At 62.5% G+C, this 25402-nt stretch carries 18 protein-coding genes; 16 read left to right on the forward strand and 2 right to left on the reverse strand.

Annotated elements, in window-relative coordinates; genetic code table 11:
• The first annotated feature begins 65 nt into the window (after nt 1-65).
• The 3 genes from EKO19_RS08880 to EKO19_RS08890 are packed head-to-tail and all read left to right on the forward strand — an operon-like array spanning nt 66 to nt 4668.
• Nucleotides 66-1277 (forward strand): CaiB/BaiF CoA transferase family protein, encoded by a 1212-nt coding sequence (locus EKO19_RS08880; RefSeq protein WP_157995180.1) that lies wholly within the window; start codon nt 66-68, stop codon nt 1275-1277.
• On the forward strand, nt 1274-2551 hold the full coding sequence (locus tag EKO19_RS08885; RefSeq protein WP_246038860.1) for an MFS family transporter: 1278 nt from the start codon (nt 1274-1276) through the stop codon (nt 2549-2551). The genes EKO19_RS08880 and EKO19_RS08885 overlap by 4 nt, the downstream gene beginning before the upstream one ends.
• Nucleotides 2548-4668, forward strand: a complete 2121-nt coding sequence (locus EKO19_RS08890; protein WP_129776083.1) for a PQQ-dependent dehydrogenase, methanol/ethanol family — start codon at nt 2548-2550, stop codon at nt 4666-4668. The genes EKO19_RS08885 and EKO19_RS08890 overlap by 4 nt, the downstream gene beginning before the upstream one ends.
• A gap of 98 nt (nt 4669-4766) precedes the next feature.
• Here the strand turns inward: EKO19_RS08890 and EKO19_RS08895 are convergent, their stop codons facing one another.
• A complete protein-coding gene (locus EKO19_RS08895) occupies nt 4767-5846 on the reverse strand; it encodes a peroxiredoxin family protein (RefSeq protein WP_157995181.1) in 1080 nt (359 codons plus the stop codon).
• A 269-nt stretch (nt 5847-6115) separates the two neighbouring features.
• Between EKO19_RS08895 and EKO19_RS08900 the strand changes: the two genes are divergently transcribed.
• From EKO19_RS08900 to EKO19_RS08910, 3 genes are all read left to right on the forward strand, one after another.
• A complete protein-coding gene (locus EKO19_RS08900) occupies nt 6116-6508 on the forward strand; it encodes a DUF4398 domain-containing protein (protein ID WP_129776085.1) in 393 nt (130 codons plus the stop codon).
• Nucleotides 6509-6524: 16 nt separating this feature from the next.
• On the forward strand, nt 6525-7334 hold the full coding sequence (locus EKO19_RS08905; protein WP_129776086.1) for an OmpA family protein: 810 nt from the start codon (nt 6525-6527) through the stop codon (nt 7332-7334).
• Nucleotides 7335-7432: 98 nt separating this feature from the next.
• Nucleotides 7433-7918: a host attachment protein gene (locus EKO19_RS08910; RefSeq protein WP_129776087.1), complete on the forward strand. Its 486-nt coding sequence runs from the start codon at nt 7433-7435 to the stop codon at nt 7916-7918.
• Nucleotides 7919-8553: 635 nt separating this feature from the next.
• Here the strand turns inward: EKO19_RS08910 and EKO19_RS08915 are convergent.
• Nucleotides 8554-11067: an ATP-binding protein gene (locus EKO19_RS08915; RefSeq protein WP_129776088.1), complete on the reverse strand. Its 2514-nt coding sequence runs from the start codon at nt 11065-11067 to the stop codon at nt 8554-8556.
• A gap of 137 nt (nt 11068-11204) precedes the next feature.
• Between EKO19_RS08915 and EKO19_RS08920 the strand changes: the two genes are divergently transcribed.
• The 10 genes from EKO19_RS08920 (at nt 11205) to EKO19_RS08965 (ending at nt 25307) form a co-directional block, all read left to right on the forward strand.
• A complete protein-coding gene (locus tag EKO19_RS08920) occupies nt 11205-12998 on the forward strand; it encodes an ABC transporter ATP-binding protein (protein ID WP_129776089.1) in 1794 nt (597 codons plus the stop codon).
• Complete coding sequence (locus EKO19_RS08925; protein WP_129776090.1) at nt 12995-14086, forward strand: sulfate ABC transporter substrate-binding protein; 1092 nt, start codon at nt 12995-12997, stop codon at nt 14084-14086. Before EKO19_RS08920 ends, EKO19_RS08925 begins: the two co-directional genes overlap by 4 nt.
• Nucleotides 14083-14919 carry a sulfate ABC transporter permease subunit CysT gene (gene cysT / locus EKO19_RS08930; RefSeq protein ID WP_129776091.1) on the forward strand — a complete coding sequence of 279 codons (837 nt, stop codon included), beginning with the start codon at nt 14083-14085 and terminating at the stop codon, nt 14917-14919. The genes EKO19_RS08925 and cysT overlap by 4 nt, the downstream gene beginning before the upstream one ends.
• Nucleotides 14919-15779, forward strand: a complete 861-nt coding sequence (cysW, locus tag EKO19_RS08935; RefSeq protein ID WP_129776092.1) for a sulfate ABC transporter permease subunit CysW — start codon at nt 14919-14921, stop codon at nt 15777-15779. Before cysT ends, cysW begins: the two co-directional genes overlap by 1 nt.
• Entirely contained in the window at nt 15776-17908 is a 2133-nt protein-coding gene (locus tag EKO19_RS08940) for a sensor histidine kinase (protein ID WP_129776093.1), read from the forward strand. Before cysW ends, EKO19_RS08940 begins: the two co-directional genes overlap by 4 nt.
• A gap of 14 nt (nt 17909-17922) precedes the next feature.
• On the forward strand, nt 17923-18597 hold the full coding sequence (locus tag EKO19_RS08945) for a response regulator transcription factor (RefSeq protein WP_129776094.1): 675 nt from the start codon (nt 17923-17925) through the stop codon (nt 18595-18597).
• 145 nt (nt 18598-18742) lie between these two features.
• Nucleotides 18743-20134, forward strand: coding sequence for an FAD/NAD(P)-binding protein (locus tag EKO19_RS08950; RefSeq protein ID WP_157995182.1), 1392 nt, complete (start codon nt 18743-18745; stop codon nt 20132-20134).
• Nucleotides 20135-20138: 4 nt separating this feature from the next.
• A complete protein-coding gene (locus EKO19_RS08955) occupies nt 20139-20813 on the forward strand; it encodes a response regulator transcription factor (protein WP_175597004.1) in 675 nt (224 codons plus the stop codon).
• A 607-nt stretch (nt 20814-21420) separates the two neighbouring features.
• On the forward strand, nt 21421-23973 hold the full coding sequence (gene mprF / locus EKO19_RS08960) for a bifunctional lysylphosphatidylglycerol flippase/synthetase MprF (protein ID WP_217705223.1): 2553 nt from the start codon (nt 21421-21423) through the stop codon (nt 23971-23973).
• Complete coding sequence (locus tag EKO19_RS08965) at nt 23970-25307, forward strand: virulence factor family protein (RefSeq protein ID WP_129776098.1); 1338 nt, start codon at nt 23970-23972, stop codon at nt 25305-25307. The genes mprF and EKO19_RS08965 overlap by 4 nt, the downstream gene beginning before the upstream one ends.
• Nucleotides 25308-25402 lie beyond the last annotated feature (95 nt).

A 25402-nucleotide genomic window follows, 5' to 3' on the forward strand; every position in this document is an offset into this window, starting at 1 on the left:
GCTATGCATAAATAACCATGGCCACATGGCTGCGTCGGGCGGTCGCCGCCGTATGCTCCGGCCCCATGATTCCACTCCTGGCAGGCACCCGAATTCTGGAGCTGAGCGCGGTCGTCATGGGCCCGTTCGCCGGCCAGATCCTCGCCGATCTGGGCGCCGAAGTAATCAAGGTCGAGCCCATCGAAGGAGATGTGGCCCGCGTCTCGCAGCCCCAGGCCAATAGTGGGGCCAACGGCATGGGGGCGCTGTACGTCAACAACAACCGTAACAAGCGCGGCATCGCGCTCGATTTGAAGCGCCAGGGCGGCAAGGCCATCGTCGAGAAGCTGATCCAGCGCAGCGATGTGTTGCTGCATAACATGCGGCCGGATGCGGCGGATCGCCTGGGCCTGAGCTTCGACGCCGTCGCCGCCATCAATCCTCGCATGATCTATTGCTCGGCCATTGGCTTCGGTCAACGCGGCCGTTATCGCGGCCGGCCGGCGTTCGACGACGTGATTCAAGCCGCCGCCGGCCTGGCCGGCATCGCCGAACACAATGGCGAGGATCCTCGCTTCATTCCGACCATCCTGGCGGACAAGGTCGGGGCGCTGCACGCCGTGTACGGCATCCTCGCCGCGCTGGTCGCCCGGGCGAATGGCCGGCAGGATGCGTTACGAGTCGAGGTGCCGATGTTCGAGGCGCTCACCTCGTTCGTGCTCAACGAGCACCTGGCGGCGGCGACCTTTCAAGAAGACGGTAAGGTGGGTTACTCCCGCGTGTTGTCGCCGGATCGGCGTCCTTATCAAACGCGCGACGGCTGGATCGCGGTGTTGCCGTACACAGCCGAGCAGTGGCGACGTTTCCTGATCGAGGCCGATCGCGCCGACGTGCTCGATCAGCCGTGGTTTCATCAGCCCGACAGCCGGCATGCGCACATCGATTATCTGTACAGCGTGATTGCCTCGGTGCTGCCACAACGCGATTCGGCGGACTGGCTGGAATCGTTGTCGCGTCTCGATATTCCCTGCTCGCAGGTCAACCGGCTCGAGGATCTGCTGGAAGATCCGCATCTGCGGGACGTCGATTTCTTCCATGTCGGCGAGCGCTATCCGTCGAATATCAAACGCATGCTGCCGCAGCCCGTCGTGTTCGGCGGTGTGGCGCCCGAAGCGGATATTCCGCCGCCGGCGCTGGGCGAGGACACACGCGCCGTGCTGAGCGAGTGCGGCTACTCGTCACTGGAAATCGAGGATCTGCTGGCAAGCGGGATCGCACGAGGTTCGAACCGATCGTGAGCTTCGCCCTCAGTCATCGGCAGCGTCTGGCTGCCATTGCCACCGGTTCGGCGGGCAATCTGATCGAGTGGTTCGATTTCTACATCTACGCGTTCACCGCGCTGTATTTCGCGGCCAGCTTCTTTCCGGAAGGCGACCGGACCGCGCAGCTCTTGAACGTGGCCGGCATCTACGCTGTCGGATTCCTGATCCGGCCGGTGGGTGGCTGGTACTTCGGTCGATTCGCCGATCGTCACGGTCGGCGCGCCGCGCTGGTCGCTTCGGTATTGATGATGGGCGCGGGCTCGTTGCTGATCGCCGCGCTTCCCACGTACGCCAGCATCGGTGCCTGGGCGCCGGCGTTGTTGCTACTCGCGCGATTGCTTCAAGGCTTCTCTACCGGTGGCCAATTCGGCGCGGCCGCGACTTACTTGAGCGAAGTATCGGCCGACGCACGCCGCGGGTTCTACGCTTCATTCCTGTATGTGACTTTGATCGCCGGGCAGCTGTGCGCGTTGCTCACACTCGTCGCGCTTCAACAGTTTCTCGATGAAGCCGAGCTGCGCGCGTGGGGCTGGCGAGTCCCGTTCGCGATCGGCGCGTGCATGGCGCTCATCGTGCTGTTGTTACGGAATCACCTGCACGAGACTACCGACAACAAGACCACGAAGTCCGCCGAGGCGGGCAGCCTGGTGGCGCTGCTTCGCCATCCCAAGGCTCTGTTCGTCGTCATGTCGCTCACGGCGGGCGGCGGTCTGTGTTTGTACACGTTCACCACATACATGCAAAAGTTTCTCGTGAATAGCGCGGGCTTGGATATCAAGGTCACCAGTAACGTGATGCTCGCCGCAATGTTCGGCTTCATGCTGTTGCAGCCGGCGATGGGCGCGCTGTCCGATCGTATCGGCCGCCGCAAATGCTTGTTGCTGTTTTCGGGGCTGATGACTTTGAGCGCGGTGCCGATTCTCACTGCCTTGTCCAAGGTGCAGGACGCGGGCGCGGCGTTCCTGTTGGTGCTGGCCGCGCTCACCATTCTCAGTCTCTACACGTCCATCAGTGGCTTGTTCAAAGCCGAGCTGTTCCCGCAGCACATTCGCGCGCTCGGCGTCGGGCTGGCGCATAGCATTTCCATCGCGATCTTCGGCGGCTCGGCCGAGTACATAGCGCTGCTCTGTAAGCGGGCGGGACAGGAACAGATTTACTTCTGGTATGTCGCGGCGATCTGCGCCGTCGCGTTCTTCACGGCTTTGTTCATGCGCGAGCCCCGTCGCGCCAGCATGATGGATCACGAATGAAGAAGCTGCTGGTCCAGGCGTTGCTCGTGGCCGGAGCATTACAGCTCGGCGCGTGCGGCAAGCGGGAAGCACCGGCGAAGGACACTGTCCCCAAGGCGCCGTACGGACGCATCGATCAGGCTCGCGTCGTCGCGGCCAACAACGAGCCGCAGAATTGGTTCACCACCGGCCGCACGTTCTCCGAAGAGCGTTTCTCGCCGCTCGATCAAATCAACGTCAGCAATGCTCAGCAACTCGGGTTCGCCTGGCAATATGACTTGCAGACCGAGCGCGGCCTGGAAGCGACGCCGGTCGTCGTCGACGGCGTGCTGTTCGCGAGCAGCAACTGGAGCAAGGTGTATGCGCTCGATGCGCGCACGGGGCGCGAATTGTGGGCGTTCGATCCCAAGGTGCCTGGCGAGTGGGCACGCAATGCCTGTTGTGACGTGGTCAATCGAGGCGTCGCGGTGTGGCAGGGCAAAGTCTATGTGGGCACGCTCGATGGCCGACTGATCGCGCTCGACGCCAACACCGGCAAGGAGCTGTGGAGCCAGGACACTTTCATCGATCACGCGCGCTCCTACACGATCACCGGCGCGCCGCGTATCGCTGGCGGCAAAGTGATCATTGGTAACGGCGGCGCTGAAATGGGTGTGCGCGGTTACATCACTGCCCATGACGCTGAGAGTGGCGCACAAGCGTGGCGCTTCTTCACCGTGCCTGGCGATCCGAAACTTCCATTCGAACATCCCGAGCTCGAAGCGGCGTCGAAGACCTGGGATCCGAACAGTCGCTGGGAAGCGGGCGGTGGCGGCACGGCGTGGGATGCGATGGCCTACGATCCGGAACTCAACCTGCTGTATGTCGGCACGGGCAACGCGAGTCCGTTCCCACAATCGGTACGCAGCCCCCAGGGCGGCGACAATCTTTATCTCAGCTCCATTCTTGCCATTCATCCCGACACGGGCCGGCTCGCCTGGCACTATCAAACGACGCCGGGCGAGTCGTGGGATTACACCGCCGTTCAACACATCGTCCTGACCGATCTGCCCATCGGCGGCACCACCCGCAAAGTATTGTTGCAGGCACCGAAGAACGGTTTCTTCTATGTGCTCGATCGCGCCACCGGCGAGCTGCTGTCGGCGCAGAAATATGTCGACGTGAACTGGGCCAGTCATGTCGATCTGAAAACCGGCCGGCCGGTGCCCACCGGTCAGGGCGATTATTCGAAACAACCCAGGCGCGTCGCACCGGGGCCGTTCGGCGGCCACAACTGGCAGCCGATGGCGTTCAGTCCCAAGACCGGCCTCGTTTATATTCCGACGCTGGATCGCACGGCGTATTACGCAGCCGATCCCGACTACAAATACATCCCGCGTCGCTCATTCAACACGGGCCGCGCCGGCGCAACCGAATACGCGACTCAGGTTCGCGATGGCGCGGTGATGACACGCAAAGGTGCGTTGAAGGCGTGGGATCCGGTCGCTCAGCGCGAAGTGTGGCGTATCGATTATCCCTGGTTCTACAACGGCGGCTTGCTGGCGACGGCGGGCAATCTCGTGTTTCAGGGAACGACGGATGGTTATCTGAAAGCCTACGCAGCCGACAGCGGAAAGCTTGTGGCCGAAGTGTTCGTCGGTACGAGCATCATGGCCGCGCCTGCAAGTTATTCGGTCGATGGCGAGCAGTACATCGCTGTGCTCGCGGGCTACGGCGGCGCGCAGCTCGATGAATACCTCGAAGGATCCGCTGCTCGCAAATACGGCAACGCCGGTCGCATCGTGTCGTTCAAGCTCGGCGGCGGCAAAGTGCCGGTGCCGCCGGAGAAGGATTGGAATGCAAACATTCCGCCGCTGCCCGAACGCATGCAGGCCGATGCGGCCACGTTGGAGCACGGCGCATTACTGTTCGGTCAGCATTGCGGCGTGTGTCATTCGCTCAGCGATACGCCGGGCGGCTATCCAAACCTGTTGCGGTTGCCACCGGGCAAGCATGCGGTTTTCGACGAGATCGTGCTGCGTGGCGCGTTGGCGAGCCGCGGTATGGCGAACTTCTCAAATGAGATCAGCGAAGCCGATGCTCATGCGATTCACGCCTTCCTGATCGACCAGGCTTACCAGGCTAGATCGAAGCGCTAGCCGTTTCGGTCAGCAGCGAATCGATCAGGCTGCGAAACCCGGCGACGTATTCCTCGTAATGCCGGCCGGTCGCCGGGCCCGAGAAACCCACGTGAATGTCACGAACTGTGCCGGCTCGATCCACGACAATCGTGGTCGGGTAACCATAGACGCCAGTCAGCGTCGGCAAGGCTTTGCTGGCTTCGTCGGTGTCTGAAACGCCGGCGATCAAGGTCGTGAACTCGATGCCAAGATCCTTGCGATAGCCACGCACAGCGTGCGCGGCCCGATCGAACTCGCCGTGACGCTCGAACATCAGCGCCACGATCTCCACCCCCCTTGGGTTGGTACTCCTCATAGAACGGCACCAGAAACGTGGCTTCGTCGTGACAATTGGGGCACCAGCTGCCGCCCAAGGTCACTACGACCACCTTGTTCCGAAACTTTTCGTCGTGCAGTGAAACTTCATTGCCGTCAAGATCGCGAAAGGTGAAGTCGAAGCGGGACGTTGCATCCTTCAGCTGCGTGTCCGGCTCCTTGCCTTCGAGCGTGGCGTTCTGGTCGCGTCGGGCTTTTACCTTGGAGTGCGACGCCAGGCCCTGCCACATCTCGCCTTCCAGCTCGCCGTGCTGATTCACTTTCACCTTGTACAGATACGCCAGCCCGCCGGCGAACGTCGACAGCTGGGCTTCATCGCCATGCACCTGGCCTTCGAGGAAGCGATGATCGCCGGTGGGCGTCATCACCGTGCCGGTGACGCGATCGTGTTGTTGCTCGAAGATCGCGACGGCCGCGCCGACCTTGCCGTCGTCGCCGGTCAATGTCATTTCCCAACGGCCGGCGAGGTCGGCGTTGTCGGTCAGCGGTTCCTTGTAGAAACGATAGGCCCCGTCTTTCTTGCCTTGCAGCCGTGCCTCGAAAGGAATCACTTGTTCCTTGCTGCGATCCTTGATGAGCGTGACATTGCCTTCCAGTCGATCGCCATACATGCGCGCTTTCAGTGAATTCTCATAACCGGGAAACACGGCGGTGAGCTCGCCGTCGGCCACCGTTACGTTAGCGACGCGCGTACGCTCAGACGCATTTTCTAAGTACAAAACGAAGCGTTTGTTTTCTTCGCGGACTTCCAGGCCAAACGGCGCTTCGCCGCCGGGCAGTTGCAGTGTGGCGCGATATCGACCCGTTTGTGGTTCATCCACGGGCCGGCCGCAGGCTGCCAGGATTGCAAGCAAGCCGGCTAAACCCAGACGCAATAGCCATCGATGACCCGAATCCCCAGCCGCTGAGTGCATGCATCGCTCCGCTTCGATGGCTTCAGTGTCGGGCGTCTGCCTGCGGAGTGCAACAACGGAACCTTTGCTAGCCGACTTGACACGCAAAACATAGTGGCCCCAGGGCCGGGAACCGCGCTGACGAGTGGCGCGTTTTCGGACCACTGAATCCTATACATAGCGTGAGGGAGGCAAGTATGAGAAGCCCGATTCTTCGAACGATGCTGCCCATGGTCGGCTTGCTGAGCATCGGCGTGCTGGGGGGCTGCAGCAGTGTTTCCGATGTGACCAGGGAGCGCGTCGCTCGCAGCGAATCTTCTTTTCAACAGGCCCAGCAGACGGTCGGCCGCTCTGAAGCCGGGGCGCTGGAGCTACAGCGCGCCAAGGACAATCTCGAGCAGGCCAAGGCACACCTGGCCAAGAAGGAGAGCCAGCCCGCCGAGCGTTATGCGCAACTGGCGCAGCTGGATTCGGAGCTGGCGGTGTCGAAGTCGCAAAGCGCGGCTGCACGCAAGGCCGCTGACGAGCTGATGGCGAGCATTCAGCAGTTGCGTCAGGAAGTTCAACGCTCCATGCCGGGCAATCAGTGATCGCGGGAGAAGGACTATGAACCGTTCATACAATCTGATTTTGATCGCGGTTGCCGCCGGTGTACTGGCCGGGTGCAGCTCGACACCGGAACGTGTCGAAGACTTGGAGGTTGCGCGCGCAGTGGTGCCGCAGGTGGAAGCTTCTCCACGAGCGGGTGTTGCTGCCAGCAATGTTTCCGAAGCGCGCAAGTCACTGGATCGTGCCAATAAGCTGTCGGACGAAGGCGGCAAGATTGGTGACATCCAGTTTGAATCTCAGGTAGCAGCACGCAACGCGCAGATCGCCAACGAGAAGATCCTCACCGCACAGGCGCGTGAAGAGATCGAGAAGGGCACTGCCGAGCGTCAGGCTGTGTTAGCCGAAGCGCGCGAGGCGCAGGCCAAGGCGGCTGAGCGGCGTGCCAGCACGCTGGAGCAGGAGCTCGCCGATATGCGCGCGAGGAAGACCGATCGAGGCATGGTGCTCACCTTGGGCGACGTGTTGTTCGATACGGGCAAGGCGACCTTGAAGCCGGGCGCATACGGCACGGTCGATCGGCTCGCCACCGTGTTGAAGGAATCGCCGGATCGCAAAGTGACTATCGAGGGTCACACTGACAACACGGGTTCAGCGGAGCTCAACCAGGCTCTGTCGGAACGTCGCGCGGCCGCTGTGCAGACGGCGTTGTTGGAACGTGGCGTGAACTCGAATCAGATCATCGCCGTTGGTAAGGGCATGGACTATCCGATCGCCAGCAACGCGGATGCCGGTGGTCGGCAGCGCAACCGTCGTGTCGAAATGATCTTCACCGACAGTCAATCGAAGGTGGCTTCCGACGTGAATTAGTCGGGCTGCAATGTCGAGAGAATCGGGCTTTCATTGACCCCCTCTGCCTCACGGCAGAGGGGGTATTGTCGTTGTTTGCCGTTTCGTAAGGAGCAGTCATGAATGTACGCATTGTCGTTGCCGATGAACGTCAGGCGAGCTTTTTCGACGCCGTGACCCCGAGGTCGCCGATGACCGAGCGTGGCTCGCTACACAATGAAAGGAGCGGCAAAAGAGACATTGAACTGGAGACCGACCGGCCGGGCCGTCGGGCCGGCGGTGCCAACGGGTTCGGTCATGGCATGGGGGGCGCGGAGGGGGCTCACCATGGCATCACTGGAGAGAAGAGTACCGTGCAGCACGAGCTGACTTTGTTTGCCAAGGAAGTGGCGAGAAAGATCGAGACGGATCGGGCCAGGAATGAGTTCGATCGCCTGGTGATCGTGGCGGGGCCGAAGATGCTGGGGCTGTTGCGACAGTCGCTGTCGAACCCGACGCAGTCGATGCTGGCGGGGGAGATCTCCAAGGATATTTTGCGTCAGGGGCCGGACGTTATTTTGAAGGCGGTGCCGGTGGAGGCGTTCGAGACGTTCCGGATGCAGTGAACTTCGCGTTGAGGCGTCGGAGGCACGCGTCGGTGGCGGGCATCGCCAGGGTGGGGGATCTCCTCCCCGGCACCGCGCACACGCCTGCGCACGCTTCGCTCCCGCTGTCGCGGGCGCCCTGCTGCACATTGCCCTGCGCAGTCCTGCTCCGGGCAAGCCCAGGGTGCACATCCATGTACACCCGCTCGGCGGAGCGAAGCCGTGCTTCGCCGAAAGGCCCCGCCGAGCCCCTGTGGCTGCTATAGGACCGCCATCCCTGGGCGGATCCAATTGCCGGGGAGGAGATCCCCCACCCTGGCGCTGCCTATAGGGCCGTTGCGTGCGCCGGCCTCTTTTGGAGAAGAGTACGGGTTAGCGGGTTAGATTGGTTGGCGCTGTGGAGATGGGATGGCCATTCAATCTGTTGGCTAGCCGTCCGATGAGTAGCGCTGCCAGTGTATCTGCTTCGAGAACAATGGGGCGCTCGCGACGTTCAATAATGGGCTGTTCCAGCAGCGCTTGATAGCGCTGCTGGAACAGCTTGCCCCGTCGCGTTCGGCCGTCGATTGGCGACCGGTCGATTAGGACTCGCGCAATGTTTGAAGTTGGAAGGAATTTGATCGCGCCGGCCGGTGGCCGGCAGCGGCGCAGGGGTGTTAGCTCGGTACCCACAGCAGGGCGACGGTGCGGACGTCGATGTCGGTCTTGCGGGGCTTGACGGTTGTTTGATCGATCGCCACCGTCGTCGGGTCGAGTTCGCTGCGCAGGCGGCTCACTTCTGACTCCAGTTCGTTTTGCATTTCCGTGAGTCGTTGCTGAATCACTTCGCGGTTTTCTTCCGCGCGGTCGACATCGTTTCCTTCCTTGCCGAGCCGGCCGGCGCTGCGGGCGGCGGTGCCGACGCGTTGGGCGTTGGTGACGCTCATGGCTTTGCGGCCGAGCAGAGCGCCGAGAATGGAGGTGCCGACTGAGATTGCGGTCTGCATCTTGTGCTGTGACAAATCCGAGCGCTCGCGCTCGACGCGCTCGTCGGCGCGACGAAGTTGATCCTGGAGCGTGGTCAGCTTGGGTGCATATTTCTTTCGCAGCTTTTCGATTTCAGCGTCGCGCTTCTCACGCAATGCCAAGCCGAGTTTGGCGCGGAAGTCACCCTCGCTGGTGCCGGGTGCGACGGACTGGCCGACCGAAGGGCAATGGAAGATGGGCAGCTCTTCATTCGAATAGAGATGAGTCACCAGCTCCTTCTGCCACGAACGATAGTTCGGAGCTCGCAGCAGCGCGGCTGGAATCTCGGCGTAGCGCGCATTCTCGGGCGGAGACTTGGAGAGTTGTTTCTGCAGATCCGCGCCGACGTCGGCTTGCGACCAGTCGACGTCGGTTTCGTTATCGTCGAGGGGTGCGATGTAGGAACGCGTTTCCCAAACATCGAGCCCGGCCGTCTTGTCGACGAAGTGCAAGCGCGCGATGCCGAGCACGCGAGGTAGATACCTTGCGTCTGCTTGTGACGTGTCGAGATACAGCTCGTCGATGCCCGCGGGCACCACCGGCTTCTCGGATTCGGAGGAGGTGCCTGAAGCTCGGCTTGTTTCCGCGGCAGCAGAGATATTTTTTCCTGCGCGCGACTGGTCCGGAGCAGGAGGAGGGGAGAATTTTGGCGCGGCTGTGGATCCGAAGGTGGATGTCTGAGCGGCGGCAGATCCAGAGGTGGAGGTTCGCGAGGCGGCTGAGCCGGACGAAGAGGGCTGGGCCGCCGAGTCGGGCGCCGACCGCGACAGCTTCGCAATCTCTTGCAACGTCAGCGGGCCGCGGAGATACGACAGGGTCCATCGCGTTCTGAACAAAACCGGCGCGGCGTCATGCACATTGCGCATCAGGAACACGCGGTTGCCCAGATTCGCCAGCAACTTTTCCAGCTGCCCCTTATCCAGTCCTTCGCCACCCGCCCCGAGCAGTCCATCGATCACTCGCGCCTTATCACGCTCGGTCTGCAAGCGACCGATGAACCAGGTGCCTGCATTCGACAGACCCTTGTAATCCAGATCGACTGGATTCTGGGTCGCCAGCACGACGCCCAATCCGAACGCGCGCGCCTGTTTCATCAACGTGAGCAGCGGCAACTTCGACGGAGGCGAGGCGGTCGGCGGGAAGTAGCCGAAGATCTCGTCCATATAAAGCAGGGCGCGCAAGCTCGACGTGCCCGACTGGCGACGCATCCACGCGACGATCTCACCCAGCAACAAGGTCACCACGAACATGCGCTCGGCATCGCCGAGGTGCGCGATCGAGATGATGGAGACGCGTGGCTTGCCCTCGGTCGTGAACAACAAGCGCTGCACGTCGAGCGGCTCGCCCTTCATCCAGGCGGCGAAGCTCGGCGCGGCGATCAGGTTGTTGAGCGCCATCGCCAGCTGCATGCGCTCCTTCGCCGGATAGAAGGTGTCGAGGTCGAACACGCCGACCTTGTCGAAGGGCGGCTTTTGAATGCCTTGAATCAGCGCGGCCAGCGACAGATCGCGGCCGGCGGTCCAGGTCTGTTCGAAAAGGGTCGACAGCAGAATGTGTTCGCGACTTTGCAGCGGATCGGCGTCGATGCCGGCCAATCCGAGCAATCCACCGACCGTGGCACTGACACGCTCGCGTAGCGCGCCGCTGTCGAGGCACTGCTCTTCGGGCGGTGCTGTAAAAGACTGCAGGACGCAGAGCGGACGGCCCGCTTCGCTGCCGGGCGTGTAGATCGCGAGATCGACAGCGTCGCGAAAACGCGCGATTCGGTCGCCATCTTGGTCCCAGTCGGCCAAACCTTGGCGCCAGGTGTCCGCGGTTTTCGTCGCGGCGTCTTCGGGCTTGAGGCCTTGACGGGCCGCGGCGCCGGTGTCGATCCAGGGTGCGAAGTCATCCGGTCGCAATGACGGAAAACTCAGCAGCAGGTTGCCGAGGTCGCCCTTGGGATCGATGGCGATGGCCGGCACGCCGTCGATGGCCGCTTCTTCGAGCAGCGACAGGCACAGGCCGGTCTTGCCGCTGCCGGTCATGCCGACGCAGACCGCGTGAGTGGTCAGGTCGCGCGAGTCGTAGAGCAGCAGGTCGGGCCGATCGGCACCGCGCTCAGCGTCGTATTCACGGCCCAGATAGAAGGAGCCGAGGGCTTCGTAAGAGGGGAGGGTCGCCATGAAAAATTGCTCGTTGCAGGACGGCGGCTAAGAACTTTTAGCGATGACCCGGCGTCGTTCGCTTCTGACGTTATAACCGTTTTGTAACCCGGCGATTACTGACCTTATCACTGCCGGCCGGTAAGCTCCCGGCCCGTATGTCCATTACGCTCGATCAAGTCACCAAACGGTATCAGGGCTCGCCAGTCGTCAACGACGTTTCGTTGGAAGTCGGCGAGGGCGAGTTCTACGTCCTGCTCGGCCCGAGCGGTAGCGGCAAAAGCACCCTGTTGCGTGCGATCGCCGGCTTGACCGGCGTCGACCATGGCCGCATTGCACTGCACGGCAACGATGTCACGCATGTGTCCGCCCGGCAACGGGGCGTCGGGCTGGTGTTCCAGAACTACGCGTTGTTCCGCCATATGACCGTGGGCGAGAACATCGAGTTCGCGCTCAAGGTCCGGCGCATGAAGGCCGCGGATCGACGGGAGCGTCGCAAGGAGCTGCTGCGTCTGGTGGCGCTCGAAGGCATGGACGATCGATTGCCGACTCAGCTGTCCGGCGGTCAGCAGCAGCGTGTCGCGGTGGCGCGCGCGCTCGCGCATAAGCCGCCGGTGTTGTTGCTCGACGAACCTTTCGGCGCGTTGGACGCCAAGATCCGCGAAGAATTGCGTCGAACGATTCGCCAGGTGCAGCGTGAGCTGAAGATCACCACGGTGCTGGTGACGCACGACCAGGAAGAAGCGTTCGCGATGGCCGATCGCATCGGCGTGATGAACCTCGGTCGCTTGCTCGAGAGCGGCAAGCCCGACGAGTTGTACGCGCGACCGGCGACGCGCTTTGTCGCGACCTTCCTGGGTGCCGCGAATCTGTTGCTGGCTCGTCAGACCGAACAGGGCATTCGCTTTGGCGCGGCTCCGGTGAATGCGCGGCGAGTCGAGAAGCTCGACGGTGGGCGCGAACAGGAAGTGGTCGCGGTGCTTCGGCCCGAAGAAGTGGAGCTCGCGCCGACGCGCGACAACCTGCGCACCAACTTCATCGCGAATGGCATCGTCGAAGAACAGGTCTTCACCGGCGCGTTCGAACGCATGCGTGTGCGCATGGCCGATGGCGCCGCCAATGCTCATATCGCAACTCCTGACATGAATGGCGGCAGCGCGCCGGCCGCGTTGCTGGATGTGACTCGCACTCAGCACGAACAGCGCCTGTTCCCGCTGGCGCTCGGTCAGTCCGTGGCCATCGGCGTGCGACGGATTCACGTGTTGCCGACGCCGCTGTCCAGCTACACCGCGTACGGTTCGGACGAGGCGTCGTGCGAGCGCTTGTCTCAGCATCCGTTCCTGGTCGAGCTTGCGAGCCGAATGAAGACTCGCATCATCAAGCGTCACGAAGCGCCGCTGGTCGCATGCGATGCGCCGGCGAGTGCACCTGTCTCCGGAGTGGCCGTGATCGCCGCCGGTCAGAAGACCGCGGAGCAATTGCAGTGGCTGTTACAGAACGGCGCGGGCGAAGTGCTGGTATTGCCGGCGCATTCCTCGCCGCCGCAACGGGTGTTGATTCATTGGGCCGACGATTCGGCTCGCCGTTCGACGCTTGCCGTCGCCGCGAGTCTGTTGCGTCACGTGGCGGCCGAAGCGGTTTACGTCGGCATCCTGCCCGAAGGCACGAGCGGCGAATCGCAACGTCCGTTCGGCGTGCGCACGCTGCTCGATGCGCGCTCGGAAGCGCAGGCGGTGCATGGTCTCGAAATGCGTACCGAGTTGCGATTCGGCGCGGCCGCTGACGAGTTGCAGCGGCAGTTGAACGAGTCTCAGGACCCGATGTTGATTCTCGGCGTATCCGATCCGGCGCAGCTGCGGAGTACGTTCGGTGCGTTGTTCACGTCGGGCGCGAGCTATCCGATGATGATCGTTTATCGGCCCAGCAAAGATACTGACGGAGCCGGCGAATGATCCGCTTCAACAAGCAACTGCTGCTGGCCGCCGGTCTCGGCTTGATGACGCTGCTTGCCGGTTGTGGCAAGAGCGACGAATCTTCCGGGCGCGTGACCTTGCTCAATGTCAGCTATGACCCGACGCGCGAGCTGTATCGGGAGTTCAACGAGAGCTTCTCGCGGCGCTGGGAAAAAGAGCATCACCAGCGTGTGACGATCAAGCAGTCGCACGCGGGCTCGGGCAGCCAGGCGCGCGCGGTGATCGATGGCCTGGACGCGGATGTGGTCACGCTCGCGCTCGCTTACGACATCGATTCGATCCAGACCAAAGGCAAGCGGCTCGGCGCCGACTGGCAGAAGCGTCTGCCGGATAACAGCTCGCCGTATACCTCGACCATCGTGTTCCTGGTGCGCAAGGGCAATCCCAAGCAGATCAAGGATTGGCCGGATCTGATTCGCGACGGTATCTCGGTCGTCACGCCGAACCCCAAGACCTCGGGCGGCGCGCGCTGGAATTATCTCGCCGCGTGGGGCTCGGTCCTGCGCACCGAGCTCGGTGGCGATTGGTCCAAGCTCGATGATCCGGCGTCCGAGCAAGCGGTCGCCGCGGCGGAGAAGAAGGCTGAAGCTTATGTATCGGCGCTGTACACGCACGTGCCGGTGCTCGACAGCGGCGCGCGTGGCGCAACGAATACGTTCGTGCAACGTGAGATTGGCGACGTGCTGCTCGCGTGGGAAAACGAGGCGCTGCTCGCCATCAAGGAATTGGGCCCCGACAAGGTCGAGGTCGTCGTGCCGAGCGTCAGTATTCTCGCTGAGCCGCCGGTGGCAGTCGTCGATACCGTCGTCGATCGCCGCGGCACGCGTCAGATCGCCGAGGCGTATCTGAAGTATCTATATGAAGAGCCGGGCCAGGAGCTGGCGGCGAAACATTACTTCCGTCCGCGCAATACCGCGGTCCTCGAGCGGTACAAGGAGCAGTTCCCGACGCTCGAGCTGTTCACCATCGATCAGGTGTTCGGCGGCTGGAAGGCAACGCACGAGCAACACTTCGCCGACGGTGCGATGTTCGATCGCATCTATGGCGGCGGGAGCAAGCCCAAGTGAGTTTCCGGCAGCCTTCCATCCTGCCGGGCTTCGGACTGACGCTGGGCTTTTCGACGTTCTTTCTGTCGGCCATCATCCTGGTGCCGCTGGCGGCACTGGTCATGAAGACGGCGACCATGGGCTGGGGCGATTTCATTCGAGTCGTCACCGATCCGCGCGCGCTCGCTTCGTATCGCCTGAGCTTTGGCGCATCCATCCTGGCGGCGACCTTGAACAGCGTGTTCGGCTTCATCATCGCCTGGACCCTGGTGCGCTATGAGTTTCCGGGCCGCAAGATCATCGATGCCTTGATCGACATGCCGTTCGCCTTGCCGACCGCCGTGTCCGGCATCGCGTTGACGGCGGTGTTCGCGGAGAACGGCTGGATCGGTCAGCACCTCGCGCCGTTCGGTATCAAGGTCGCTTACACCTGGATCGGCGTGGTCGTGGCATTGACGCTGATCGGATTGCCATTCGTCGTTCGCTCGGTGCAGCCGGCCATCGCCGAAGTGCAGCGGGATCTGGAAGACGCGGCTGAAACGCTCGGCGCCGGGCGCTTCACGATTTTCCGTCGCATCGTGTTGCCCACGGTGTTTCCCGCGCTGGCCACGGGTTTCACGCTGGCGTTCGCGCGTGCGGTCGGTGAGTACGGCTCGGTGATCTTCATCGCCGGCAACTTGCCGATGCGCACCGAGATCACGCCGCTGCTGATCGTGATCAAGCTGGAGCAGTTCGACTACAAGGGAGCGGCCGCACTCGGCTTCATCATGCTGACCATGTCGTTCGTGATGCTCCTGTCCATCAACCTGCTGCAGGCCTGGAGCCGCCGACGCATCGTCGCGGGGGCACGCTGATGGCAGGCGGTCCTTCCAAGGAGATGTTGGCGGAAATCGCGAGCCGGCCGGGTCGCGATACGGTGATCTCGTCCGTCGTAAAGTACATTTTCATCCTGCTGTCGCTCGGCTTCCTGGCGGCATTGCTGTTCGCGCCGCTGGCCACCGTGTTCATCACGGCGCTGAGCAAGGGCTGGGAGATGTACTTCGAGAGCTTCAAGGACGAAGACACGCTCGCCGCGATCAAGCTGACGCTGACGGTGGCCGCCATCGTCGTGCCCACGAATACGATTTTCGGTATCGCCGCGGCCTGGGCGATCGCGAAGTTCGAGTTTCGCGGCAAGAGCTTCCTGATCACCCTGATCGATCTGCCCATCGCGGTGTCGCCGGTGATATCGGGTCTCGTGTATGTGCTGCTGTTCGGCGCGCAGGGCTGGTTCGGCCTGTGGCTGCAGGAGCATGACATCAGCATCATTTTCGCGGTGCCGGGCATCGTGCTCGCGACCATGTTCGTGACGTTCCCTTACGTTGCGCGCGAACTGATTCCGTTGATGCAGCAGTTGGGCAACGACGAGGAAGAGGCCGCGATCACGCTCGGCGCGGGCGGCTTGATGACGTTCTTCCATGTCACGTTGCCGAAGATTCGCTGGGGCCTGGTGTACGGCGTGATCCTGTGTAACGCCCGCGCCATGGGCGAGTTCGGCGCCGTCTCGGTCGTGTCCGGCCACGTGCGTGGCCTGACGACGACCATGCCGCTGCACGTGGAAATCCTTTATAACGAGTACAACTTCGTCGGCTCGTTCGCGGTGGCTTCGCTGCTGACCTTGCTGGCGGTGCTGACCCTGATCATCAAATCCTTAGTGGAGATGAAGAGGAAGTGATCGATCGCTTCTTCTCATATGTGATCGACCGCATTCAGCAGTTCATCGACGGACTGCAGATCGATACCTCGCGCGCGAGTCTCGGGGTATGGATCGCGGTCATCAACGTCGCCATCGTGCTGCTGCTGGTCGGTGGCATTTCCATTTCGGCCATCGGTTCGCTGCGCGATCTGGCCGATCAGCAGGGCAAGTCGCGCGTGCAGCTGGCGGGCGCGATGGCGCGTGAAGATATCCGGCGCTTCAGCGAAGACGCGCTGACGCACGCCAAGTCGGTCGCCGATCGCCAGACATTGCAACGACTGCTTGCCGATCGGCGCTCGGCCACGGTCGGGCCGTATCTGCGCCGTTCCTGCAACTCGGACACCATTGCTTCGTGCGCGGTGTTCGAAGGCGGCCAGCTGATCGCGCAGGCCGGCGTGGAGTTGCCCTGGGAGTTGATCCAGTCCTCCGCTGCCGAACAGGGCGAGCGGTTCATGGCCGTGCCGGTCGGATCTCAGTTCGCGTTGCTCGGCGCGTCGGCGCAGGTGGGTGGAGCTACCGAACGACGCGTCTACGTCGCTCGGCTGCTCGATTCGCGGATGGCTCACCTGTTGACGGAACGCGTCGGCACTCAGATCCAGCTGATCAATTACCGCCTGTTCATCGAAGAGCGCAAGGTCGACGATTTCACGCGGCTGCATTCGGCGGGCCTGTCCGATGGTCGCTCGGCAGTGATGCGTCTCGATGCGCTCGACCTGTACGCCGCGAGCTTTCCGATCTTCGCCGTTTCCGGTGAAGCCATTGCGTTCCTGGAGGCGCGCTTGCCGTCGTCGGAAATCGACGCGTCGGTCGGCGGGCTCGCGAAACGGCTGCTGATCACCGCCATCATTCTCGCAGCGCTGGCCGTGCTGGCCGGCATCGTGCTCGGCCGACAGGTTACCGGTCCGGTCACGACGCTGACGGATGCGGTGGAGAAGCTGGGCCATGGCGACTTCTCCACGTCCATTCCGGTCGGCGGCACGCGTGAGGTGGGCAAGCTCGCGCGCACCATCGAGGACATGCGCAACAACCTGGTCGAGCTGACGGGAACATTGCGCCGTCGCGAAGCCGAGGCGCAGGCCGTGCTCGATGGCATCGTCGAAGGCGTGTACGCCGTCGATAAGTCGCGTGTCATTCGTTATTTGAATCCGCAGGCCGCTCAATTGCTCGGCGTGCAGGCTCACGAAGCCATCGGCCGATTCTGCGGTGACGTGTTGAAGCCGTGCCGCGATTCGAACGGTGTGCGTCCGTGCGAAACGAACTGCCCGATCCTGCGCGCGCGCCACGAAGGCAGCTCGCAGGCGACGGAACGTTTGCAATTGAGCGACGGCTCGCCGCGCATCACGATCATCACCAGCTCCAGCCCGGTCGATGAGTTGCAGGTGCAGGTCATTCGCGACGAGACCGAACTGGAAGGCGTGCGTCGCGCGCGCGATTCGGTGCTGGTCAATATTTCGCATGAATTCCGGACCCCGCTGGCGGCGCAGCTCGCGTCGATCGAGCTGTTGCGCGATGGCTTCGACTCGATGTCCACCGATCAGCAGAAGGAACTGGTGCAGTCGCTGGAACGCGGCGCGTTGCGTCTGACGCGGCTGATCGACAATCTGCTCGAGAGCGTGCGCATCGAGTCCGGCCAGCTCAGCATTCGTCATCAGGCGGTGGCGCTCTCCGAGGTGGTTGAAGACGCGGATGCGCTCATTGGCGCCTTGCTCACCCAGCGTCGTCAGCGTCTGGAAGTGGACCTGCCTGAAGATCTGCCAAATGTGGACGGCGATGGTCCGCGCCTGACGCAGGTGTTCGTCAATCTGCTGGCCAACGCAAGCAAGTTCGCGCCCGAAGACAGTGTCGTGCGCATCGGTGCCGAAGCCACGGGCGAGTTCGTCACCAGCTGGGTCGAGGACGAAGGCCCAGGCGTGCCCGAGATCGAGAGCAATTCGATCTTCGATCGTTTCTATCGCAGCGGTGGCCAGGAACCGGAGCCCGGTGGCCTGGGTCTGGGATTGTGGATCGTGAAATCCATCGTCGAGCGGCATGGCGGTACAATTGCCGCGCGACGTACTGCCGAGGGACGCACCCGTTTCGAAGTGAAGCTGCGACAGACTGCCGAGTAACTTAGGGCCTGCTGATGAAGATCTTATCTGCCGACGATGACAAGGATTTGCTGGCGTTGATCGCCTTCACGCTGTCGCAGGCGGGCTATCTGGTGGTCAAAGCCAGCGATGGCACGCAGGCCCTGCGCGCTTTCGAGGCTGAAGGGCCCGATCTGGTGATCCTGGACATCAACATGCCGGGCGCCACGGGGTTTCAGGTGTGCGAGCAGATTCGGACCAAGTCGCGCGTGCCGGTAATGATGTTGACGGTGCGCGGTGAAGAGGAAGATCTGGTTCGTGCGCTGGAGCTGGGTGCCGATGACTATCTCAGCAAGCCTTTCAGCCCGCGTACGTTGCTGGCCCGTGTGAAGGCGCTGCTGCGCCGGGCGGGCATGGAGAACACCGCGCCGCTCGCGGCCGGTCGCATCCAGCTCGACGTGGACGAACATACGGTTCAAGTCGGGTCGAATCAGCCGCTGCGTCTCACCAAGCTGGAGCTGCGGTTGTTGCAAATGCTGATCGCCAATGCCGGTCACACGGTCAGTTCGGATCGGTTGCTGATGCAGGTGTGGGGTCACAAAGGCTCGGGCGATCGGCAGCTGCTGAAGCAACTGGTGCATCGACTCCGGCAGAAAATCGAGATCGATCCGGCCGCGCCGCAGATGCTGCAGACCGCGCCGGGTGCCGGTTACAAACTCGTCGTAGAGTAATTCCAACGCCGCATACTTGCGTGCGTGTGGTTATAAATCGGTTGCAAAGTCATAGCATTCCCTGCGCCGATTCGTGACTGCCACGTTACAGACTTGATACCGTCCATTCCCTAGTCTGTCGCTTCCAAAGCAATGGGAGCGACGATTGGCGGGGCTGCTTCGAACCATAGTGATTGTCGGCGGCGGATTCAGCGGCACGGTGGTGGCCGCGAATCTGTTGCGACGTCCGCCGCCGGGACCGACTCGTCTGATCCTGATCGAGCGGGCGGACCAGGTGGCGCGCGGCGCCGCTTACGCCGAGCGTGGCTTCCCTTATCTGCTCAATGTGCCGGCCAGTCGCATGTCCGCGAACTCGGCTGCGCCCAAGGAATTCCTGGAGTTCGCGCAGCGGCGCATCCCGAAGGTCACGGGCGAGGACTTCCTGCCGCGCACGTTGTATGGCGAATATCTGGGTGAGGTGCTGCTCGCCGCGCAACTGAGTGCGCCAGGAAACATTCGACTCGAGATCGTCAAAGGCGCGGTCGCGAACCTGCGCCGTATCGAGCGTCATCTGCCGTTGCGAGTGGAGTTGGAAGACGGTCGACGTTTCACCGCGGACGACGTAGTGCTCGCGCTCGGCAATCCCAAGCCGGCTTCACTGTCGGCGGCCAGGGATGTATTGACACATCCGGCCTATATCGCCGATCCGTGGACGGTCGATCTCAAGTTCAATCGTTCGCAAACGGTGCTGTTGATTGGTACCGGCCTCACCACTGCCGACATCATCAACGTCGCGGCGTCAGATCCGCAGCGGACACCGACGTTGCATGCCTTGTCCCGGCACGGGCTGGTGCCGCCTCGACAAACGCCGTTCCGTCCCGATGCATTCAAGGGCGATGGCAATGCTCTGTTGCTGGCTGCATCGACGTCGCTTCGCCGCCTCGTCAGCAGCGTACGTTTGCTCGCCAACGAAGCCGAGCAGATGGGCGGCGACTGGCGTGAGGCAATCACCTTTGTTCGCAACATGGCGCCGACTATCTGGCAGCGCTTGCCGGAACGTGATCGCGTGCGCTTCCTGCGTCACGTGCGTGCGTACTGGGATATCTATCGGCACCGTCTACCGCCGGAACTGATCCAGAAGATCGATACGCTGCGTAACGCCGAGCGTCTGACCATTCACGCCGGCCACATCAAACAAATCATTCCGCGGGAAGACCGCATCGAAGTGATCTGGCGTCCGCGCGGCTCACAACAATTGCGGACTCAGCAATTCGATCGAGTCATCAACTGCACCGGTCCCGACTACGCCATCGCGCGTTCGACCGAGCCGGTGTGGCGCAACCTCGTGCAATGCGGGTTGGCGGTGCCCGATTCCTTGGGGTTGGGGCTGCGTACCGGACCGAATGGCGCCGTCGTCGATGCCGATGGCTGGCCGGGTCCGCATCTTTTCTATGTGGGGCCGATGTTGCGTGCCGATCATTGGGAAGCAACCGCGGCTCATGAATTACGCGGGCACGCCGAAAAGCTCGCGGCACTATTGGCTACGGAGCGGCGTTGACGCCATGAGAATCCTGGTCGCCGATGACGATGCGGACTTGAGAGCATTGATCGGATTCACGCTGATGCAGGCGGGATTCGACATTTGTACCGCGATCGATGGAGAAAGCGCGCTGCAGGCGTTTCAGCGCGATTCGCCGGACATGGTGCTGCTCGATATCAACATGCCCGAGCCGAATGGCTTGAAGGTATGTCGTGAGATCCGCGGCCGCTCGCCAGTGCCCATCATGATGTTGACGGTGCGTGATGTCGAAGAGGATCTGATCGAAGCATTCGATTCGGGTGCCGATGATTATGTGCACAAGCCGTTCAGTCCGCGTGCGCTGCTGGCGCGAGTGCGGGCATTGATCCGGCGTTCGGAGCCGTTCGATTCGGGGCCGGTGACGGCGGGGCAGTTGCGGCTGGATCCGGATCAACGAACCTTGCAGTTCGGCGCGGCGCCGCCAATCCGGCTCACGCCGCTCGAATTGAAAGCCATCCAGCTGCTCATGGTGACGCCGGGCCGAACGGTCACTGCGGAGAAGTTGTTACTGCATCTGTGGGGCCGCGCGACTGCTCGCGAGCGTCGCACGCTCAAGCAACTCATTTATCGGCTGCGTCACAAGATCGAGACGGATGCGTCGGCGCCTGAAGTGCTGCAGACCACGCCGGGCGCGGGCTACAAGCTCGTGGCCGACTAAGATCGAGTCGCTATCTGTTCATAGCGCGTAACCGGAGATCGGGTCGGACGCCGATATTGCTGACCCATGTGTCACTGGCCATCGACTGACCTCATGACCCGCGCCGGGTAGATTGCCCAACCAGCGGTACAGCAATCGACAAGGGATTGCGGTGCCGTGGGCTGCGAGCCGCATTCTCCCCCTGGGCCGTCAGTCTTGGTTCACCCTCTCGTCCCTCCCTCACTGGCGACGAGAGGGTCCTTTTCCAGCCTGGTACCTCGCCACGAATTCCGGGCTCGCATTCACCCGCTCCGTCAGCTGCGGTTCAGTGAGCGATGCACGTCGTCGAGCGGTCGCGAGCTTCAGGAGCGGTTGCCGATAGTTTGGTGTTGTAAGCAACGTCATCGGGGGTTCTTCCTGCCGGCGAATATCCCATTTCGAGATACTGTAGCAGCTCACAAATCGTGGTAAACGTGGGGAAATCCAGGCACCCGGGCCGGGGGCCATCCCGGTCGCGACCCGGTGCCGCGGGGCCGGGCCTGGAGTTGTGTCAATAACGTAATGTTCTTGTGACCGCCGCGCGGCAGAATGCCGGCCTCCTTCCGGGTTGCACAGGATTCTACGGACAGTGGCCGACGCAGTAAGCGGGTGGGCAAAGTGGCGTCTTTGGTTGATCGCGGCCGGCGCCGGTCTGATCAGCCTGCTGCTGTACGACGCCTTCCGCGTGCTGCTCGCCGAGGTGCATTTCTACAAGGTGTTGCAGCAGATGGAGGCCGAGCCGCTGCAGGACCTGCTGCTGGCGCTGGGTGCGACCGCGCTGAGCTATCTGGTACTCACTGGCTACGACCTGTCCGCCATGAAGTACGCGGAGGTGCAGATCCGTCGTTCCACGGTTCTGCTGACCTCCTTCATCGCTTACGCACTCGGTAATACCGTCGGGTTGGGTGTGCTGACGGGTGGTGCGGTTCGCATGCGCCTGTACACGGCCGCCGGCATCGAGGCGAACAAGGTCGCGCAGGTCATCGCTTTCAATGCCAGCGCATTCACGTTCGGTACTGCCGCCTTTGGCGCCGCGGGGCTGCTTTGGGGAGCGGATGGAGTCGCTCAGCTTGCGCACATGCCGGCGTGGCTGCTGCGGGTGATCGCCGGGGCGGTCTTGCTCGGCGTCCTTAGTTTCATCGCACTGTCCGTCCGGCGCCGCGAAATCATGGTCGCATGGCGCTGGAAAGTGCGCTTGCCGCCGGCCGGGCTGGCCGTGCAACAGCTGTTGATCTCGGCGTTGGACCTGATCGCGTCGGCCGCGACGCTGTGGGTCTTATTGCCGCCGGGCGCGGTCCCTCCCGGCGAGTTCATGGCGTGGTACGCGATCGCACTGGTGCTTGGCCTGCTGAGCCATGTGCCGGGTGGCTTGGGCGTGTTCGAAGCAGTGATCCTGCTCGCGTGCGGCGATCGTGCGCCGGTCGAGCACATCGTCAGCGCACTGGTGCTCTACCGCGTTATCTATTATTTGATTCCGCTGGTGCTGGCGGCGGTGTTGCTCGCCGCGTATGAAGTGCGTTCAGGCATCGCTGCTCCGATCGGTCGCGCAGCGGTGCGACTGTCGCCGATGTTGCTGGCCACGATGACGTTCATTGCCGGTGGCTGGCTGCTGGTGTCGGGTGTCACGCCGGCTTCGGCACAAGCCACCGACATGCTGGCGTTGCGAGTGCCGCTGACTCTGGTCGAGGCGTCGCACTTTCTCGGCAGCGTCACTGGCTTCGCGATGATCGTCATCGCGCGTGGCCTGTTGCATCGTCTCGATGCCGCGTGGTGGTCGGCGTTCGTGCTGGCGCTGGTCGCGGCCGTGCTGGCGATGCCCAAAGGGTTCGCGCTGATTCAAGCGTTCTATCTGGTGGTGCTGGCGATTCTCTTATATATGTCGCGGGCCCAGTTCGATCGACGCTCGGCGCTGTTCTCGAATCCGTTGCGCGGCGTGTGGTTGCTGTCGGTCGTGTGGATGGTGGTGGCGACGGTGTTCCTGCTGTTCTTTGCTTACCGTCGTGTCGATTACACCAACGAGCTGTGGTGGCAGTTCGAATTCAACGCCAACGCGCCGCGCTCGCTGCGCGCCATGATGGGGGTCATGGTGGCCGGCTTGGGTTTCGCGCTGTGGCAACTGCTGCGGCCGTCAGCCGGCGCGCCGGCGCTGCCATCTCCTGAAGAGCTGGACCGGGCGAGCAACATCGTGAGCTCGCAGTCCTCGGCGGAGGCGAATCTTGCGCTGATGGGCGACAAGCATCTGCTGTTCTCGACCCAATCCAACGCGTTCATCATGTACGGCCGGCAAGGCCGCTCGTGGATCTCGTTGTTCGATCCGGTCGGACGGCTGTCGGAATGGCAGGAGCTGATCTGGCGCTTCATCGAGCTGGCGACCGATCACGGCGGTCGCGCCGCGTTCTATCAGGTGCGCGGCGATTCGTTGCCGCTGTATCTCGACGCCGGCATGCGTGCTTTCAAACTGGGCGAGTACGCCTACGTCCCGCTGCAGGAGTTCACCACCAAGGGCTCGAAGCGCTCGCATTTGCGACAGGCGATCAATCGGGGCGAGCGTGACGGGCTCGAATTCGCCCTGGTGCCGCCAGCCGAAGTGAGTGCATTGTTGCCACAGTTGCGGAGCATTTCGGACGCGTGGCTGGAGGGTCAGGAGACGCGCGAAAAAGGTTTTTCGCTCGGTTCGTTCGAGCCGGCCTATCTGACGCGGCAGCCGTGCGCCATCGTGCGCCAGCAGGGTCAGATCGTCGCGTTCGCCAATCTGTTGTGCACCCAGATGAAGAACGAGGCCAGTGTCGACCTGATGCGTCAGCTGCCGCTTGCGCCACCGGGCACGATGGATTTTCTGTTCACCAAGCTCATGCTGTATTTCCAGGCGGAGGGTTTTCAGCGTTTCGGGTTGGGCATGGCGCCCATGTCCGGCATGGCCAGCCACGAGCTGGCGCCGCGCTGGCATCGATTCGGCCGGCTGCTGTTCGATCATGGCGAGACGTTCTACAACTTCCGGGGTCTGCGTGGCTTCAAGGACAAATTCGATCCGGTGTGGGAACCTCGTTATCTGGTCGCCGGCGGCGGACTGACCCCGTTGCTCACCCTGGCCGACGTGGCCACGTTGATCAGCGGCGGATTGCGAGGAATGATTGCGAAATGAGGTTAGCCCGCTGCTGGTTCGCGTTGCTGCTGTTGGTGCTGGGATCGACCGCGTTCGCTGAGACGATCTCGCACGGTCGCTTCGACAAGATCACCATCTATCGTCCGCAAGGCGACGCGCTACAAACGGTGCTGTTCTTTTCCGGCGAGCACGGCTGGAACGTCGAGCTCGAGCCCATCGCCCAATCGCTGGCCCGGCAGGGCGCGCTGGTGGCCGGCATCGATGCGCCGGCGTTCTTTCGCAATCTCGACCAGGACGGCGGCAAGTGCGTCTCGCCCGACGGGGACCTGGAAAATCTGAGTCACTTCCTCCAGGCCTACTATCGATTGCCGACCTATCGACCCGCATTGCTGGTCGGCACCTCGGCCAGCGCGCACTTCGTGTATGCAATGTTGGCGCAGGCACCCGATGGAACGTTCGGCGGCGGCATCTCGCTGGGCTTCTGTCCGACGCCGGCGCTGAAGAAGCCGCTGTGTGCCAGCGCCAGGCCGGCATCGTCGCCGCCGCTCAGCGCGCCCTGGACGGTGCTTCAAGGGATTCACGATCGGCAGTGTCAGACTCAAGCCAGGTCATTCCTCGCCAACGTGAAGCAGGCGGAGGTGCTGGCCATTCCCGGCGATAACCATGGCGAAGCCGACTTCCACACCTGGGAGCCGCAGTTCGCGACGGCGTTTCAACGCCTGGCCGCGCGTACGCGCGGCTTGCCGGCAGTCAGCGCCAGTGAGCTCAAGGATCTACCGCTCGTCGAAGTGCACACGTCCAGCGATGCCGACACACTGGCCGTGCTGATCTCCGGTGATGGCGGTTGGGCCGGCATCGACAAGGAGCTTGCGGCGGCGTTGTCGAAGCAAGGGCTGCCGGTGGTCGGTCTGGATTCGCTGCGCTACTTCTGGAAGAAGCGCACGCCCGAAGGCACCGCGGCCGACATCGACCGCCTGGTGCGCTATTACTTGAACGCCTGGAAGAAAAAGAACGTGATGCTGGTCGGTTTCTCGCAAGGCGCCGACGTGATGCCGTTCATCGTGAATCGATTGCCGGCCGCGACACGCGAGCGCCTGCGCATGGTGGCGTTCCTGTCGCTGTCCGAGACCGCTGTGTTCGAATTCCATTTACAGAACTGGATTGGCGCGGCCAAAGACGCCATTCCCGTGACTCCGGAACTGTTGAGAATGAAAGGCGTTCGCGGCCTGTGTGTGTATGGCGCGAATGACACAGACTCCATCTGTAGCAAGCCCGCTGCTAAATCATTGCAGGTAGTGAAACTTAGCGGCGGCCATCATTTCGATGGCAACTACGCCAAGCTGGCCGCGTTGCTCTTGAGCCACATGCATTGATCCGCTCGATATTCCGCGATGATCTTCAGCGAGGTGGTCACTCGTTGTGTGCTTGGGGTACGCTGCGTTCCGCGGATACCAGTGACGGGAACCGC

The organism is Peristeroidobacter soli (genome assembly GCF_004138485.1).
In the GTDB taxonomy this organism is placed as follows: domain Bacteria; phylum Pseudomonadota; class Gammaproteobacteria; order Steroidobacterales; family Steroidobacteraceae; genus Steroidobacter; species Steroidobacter soli.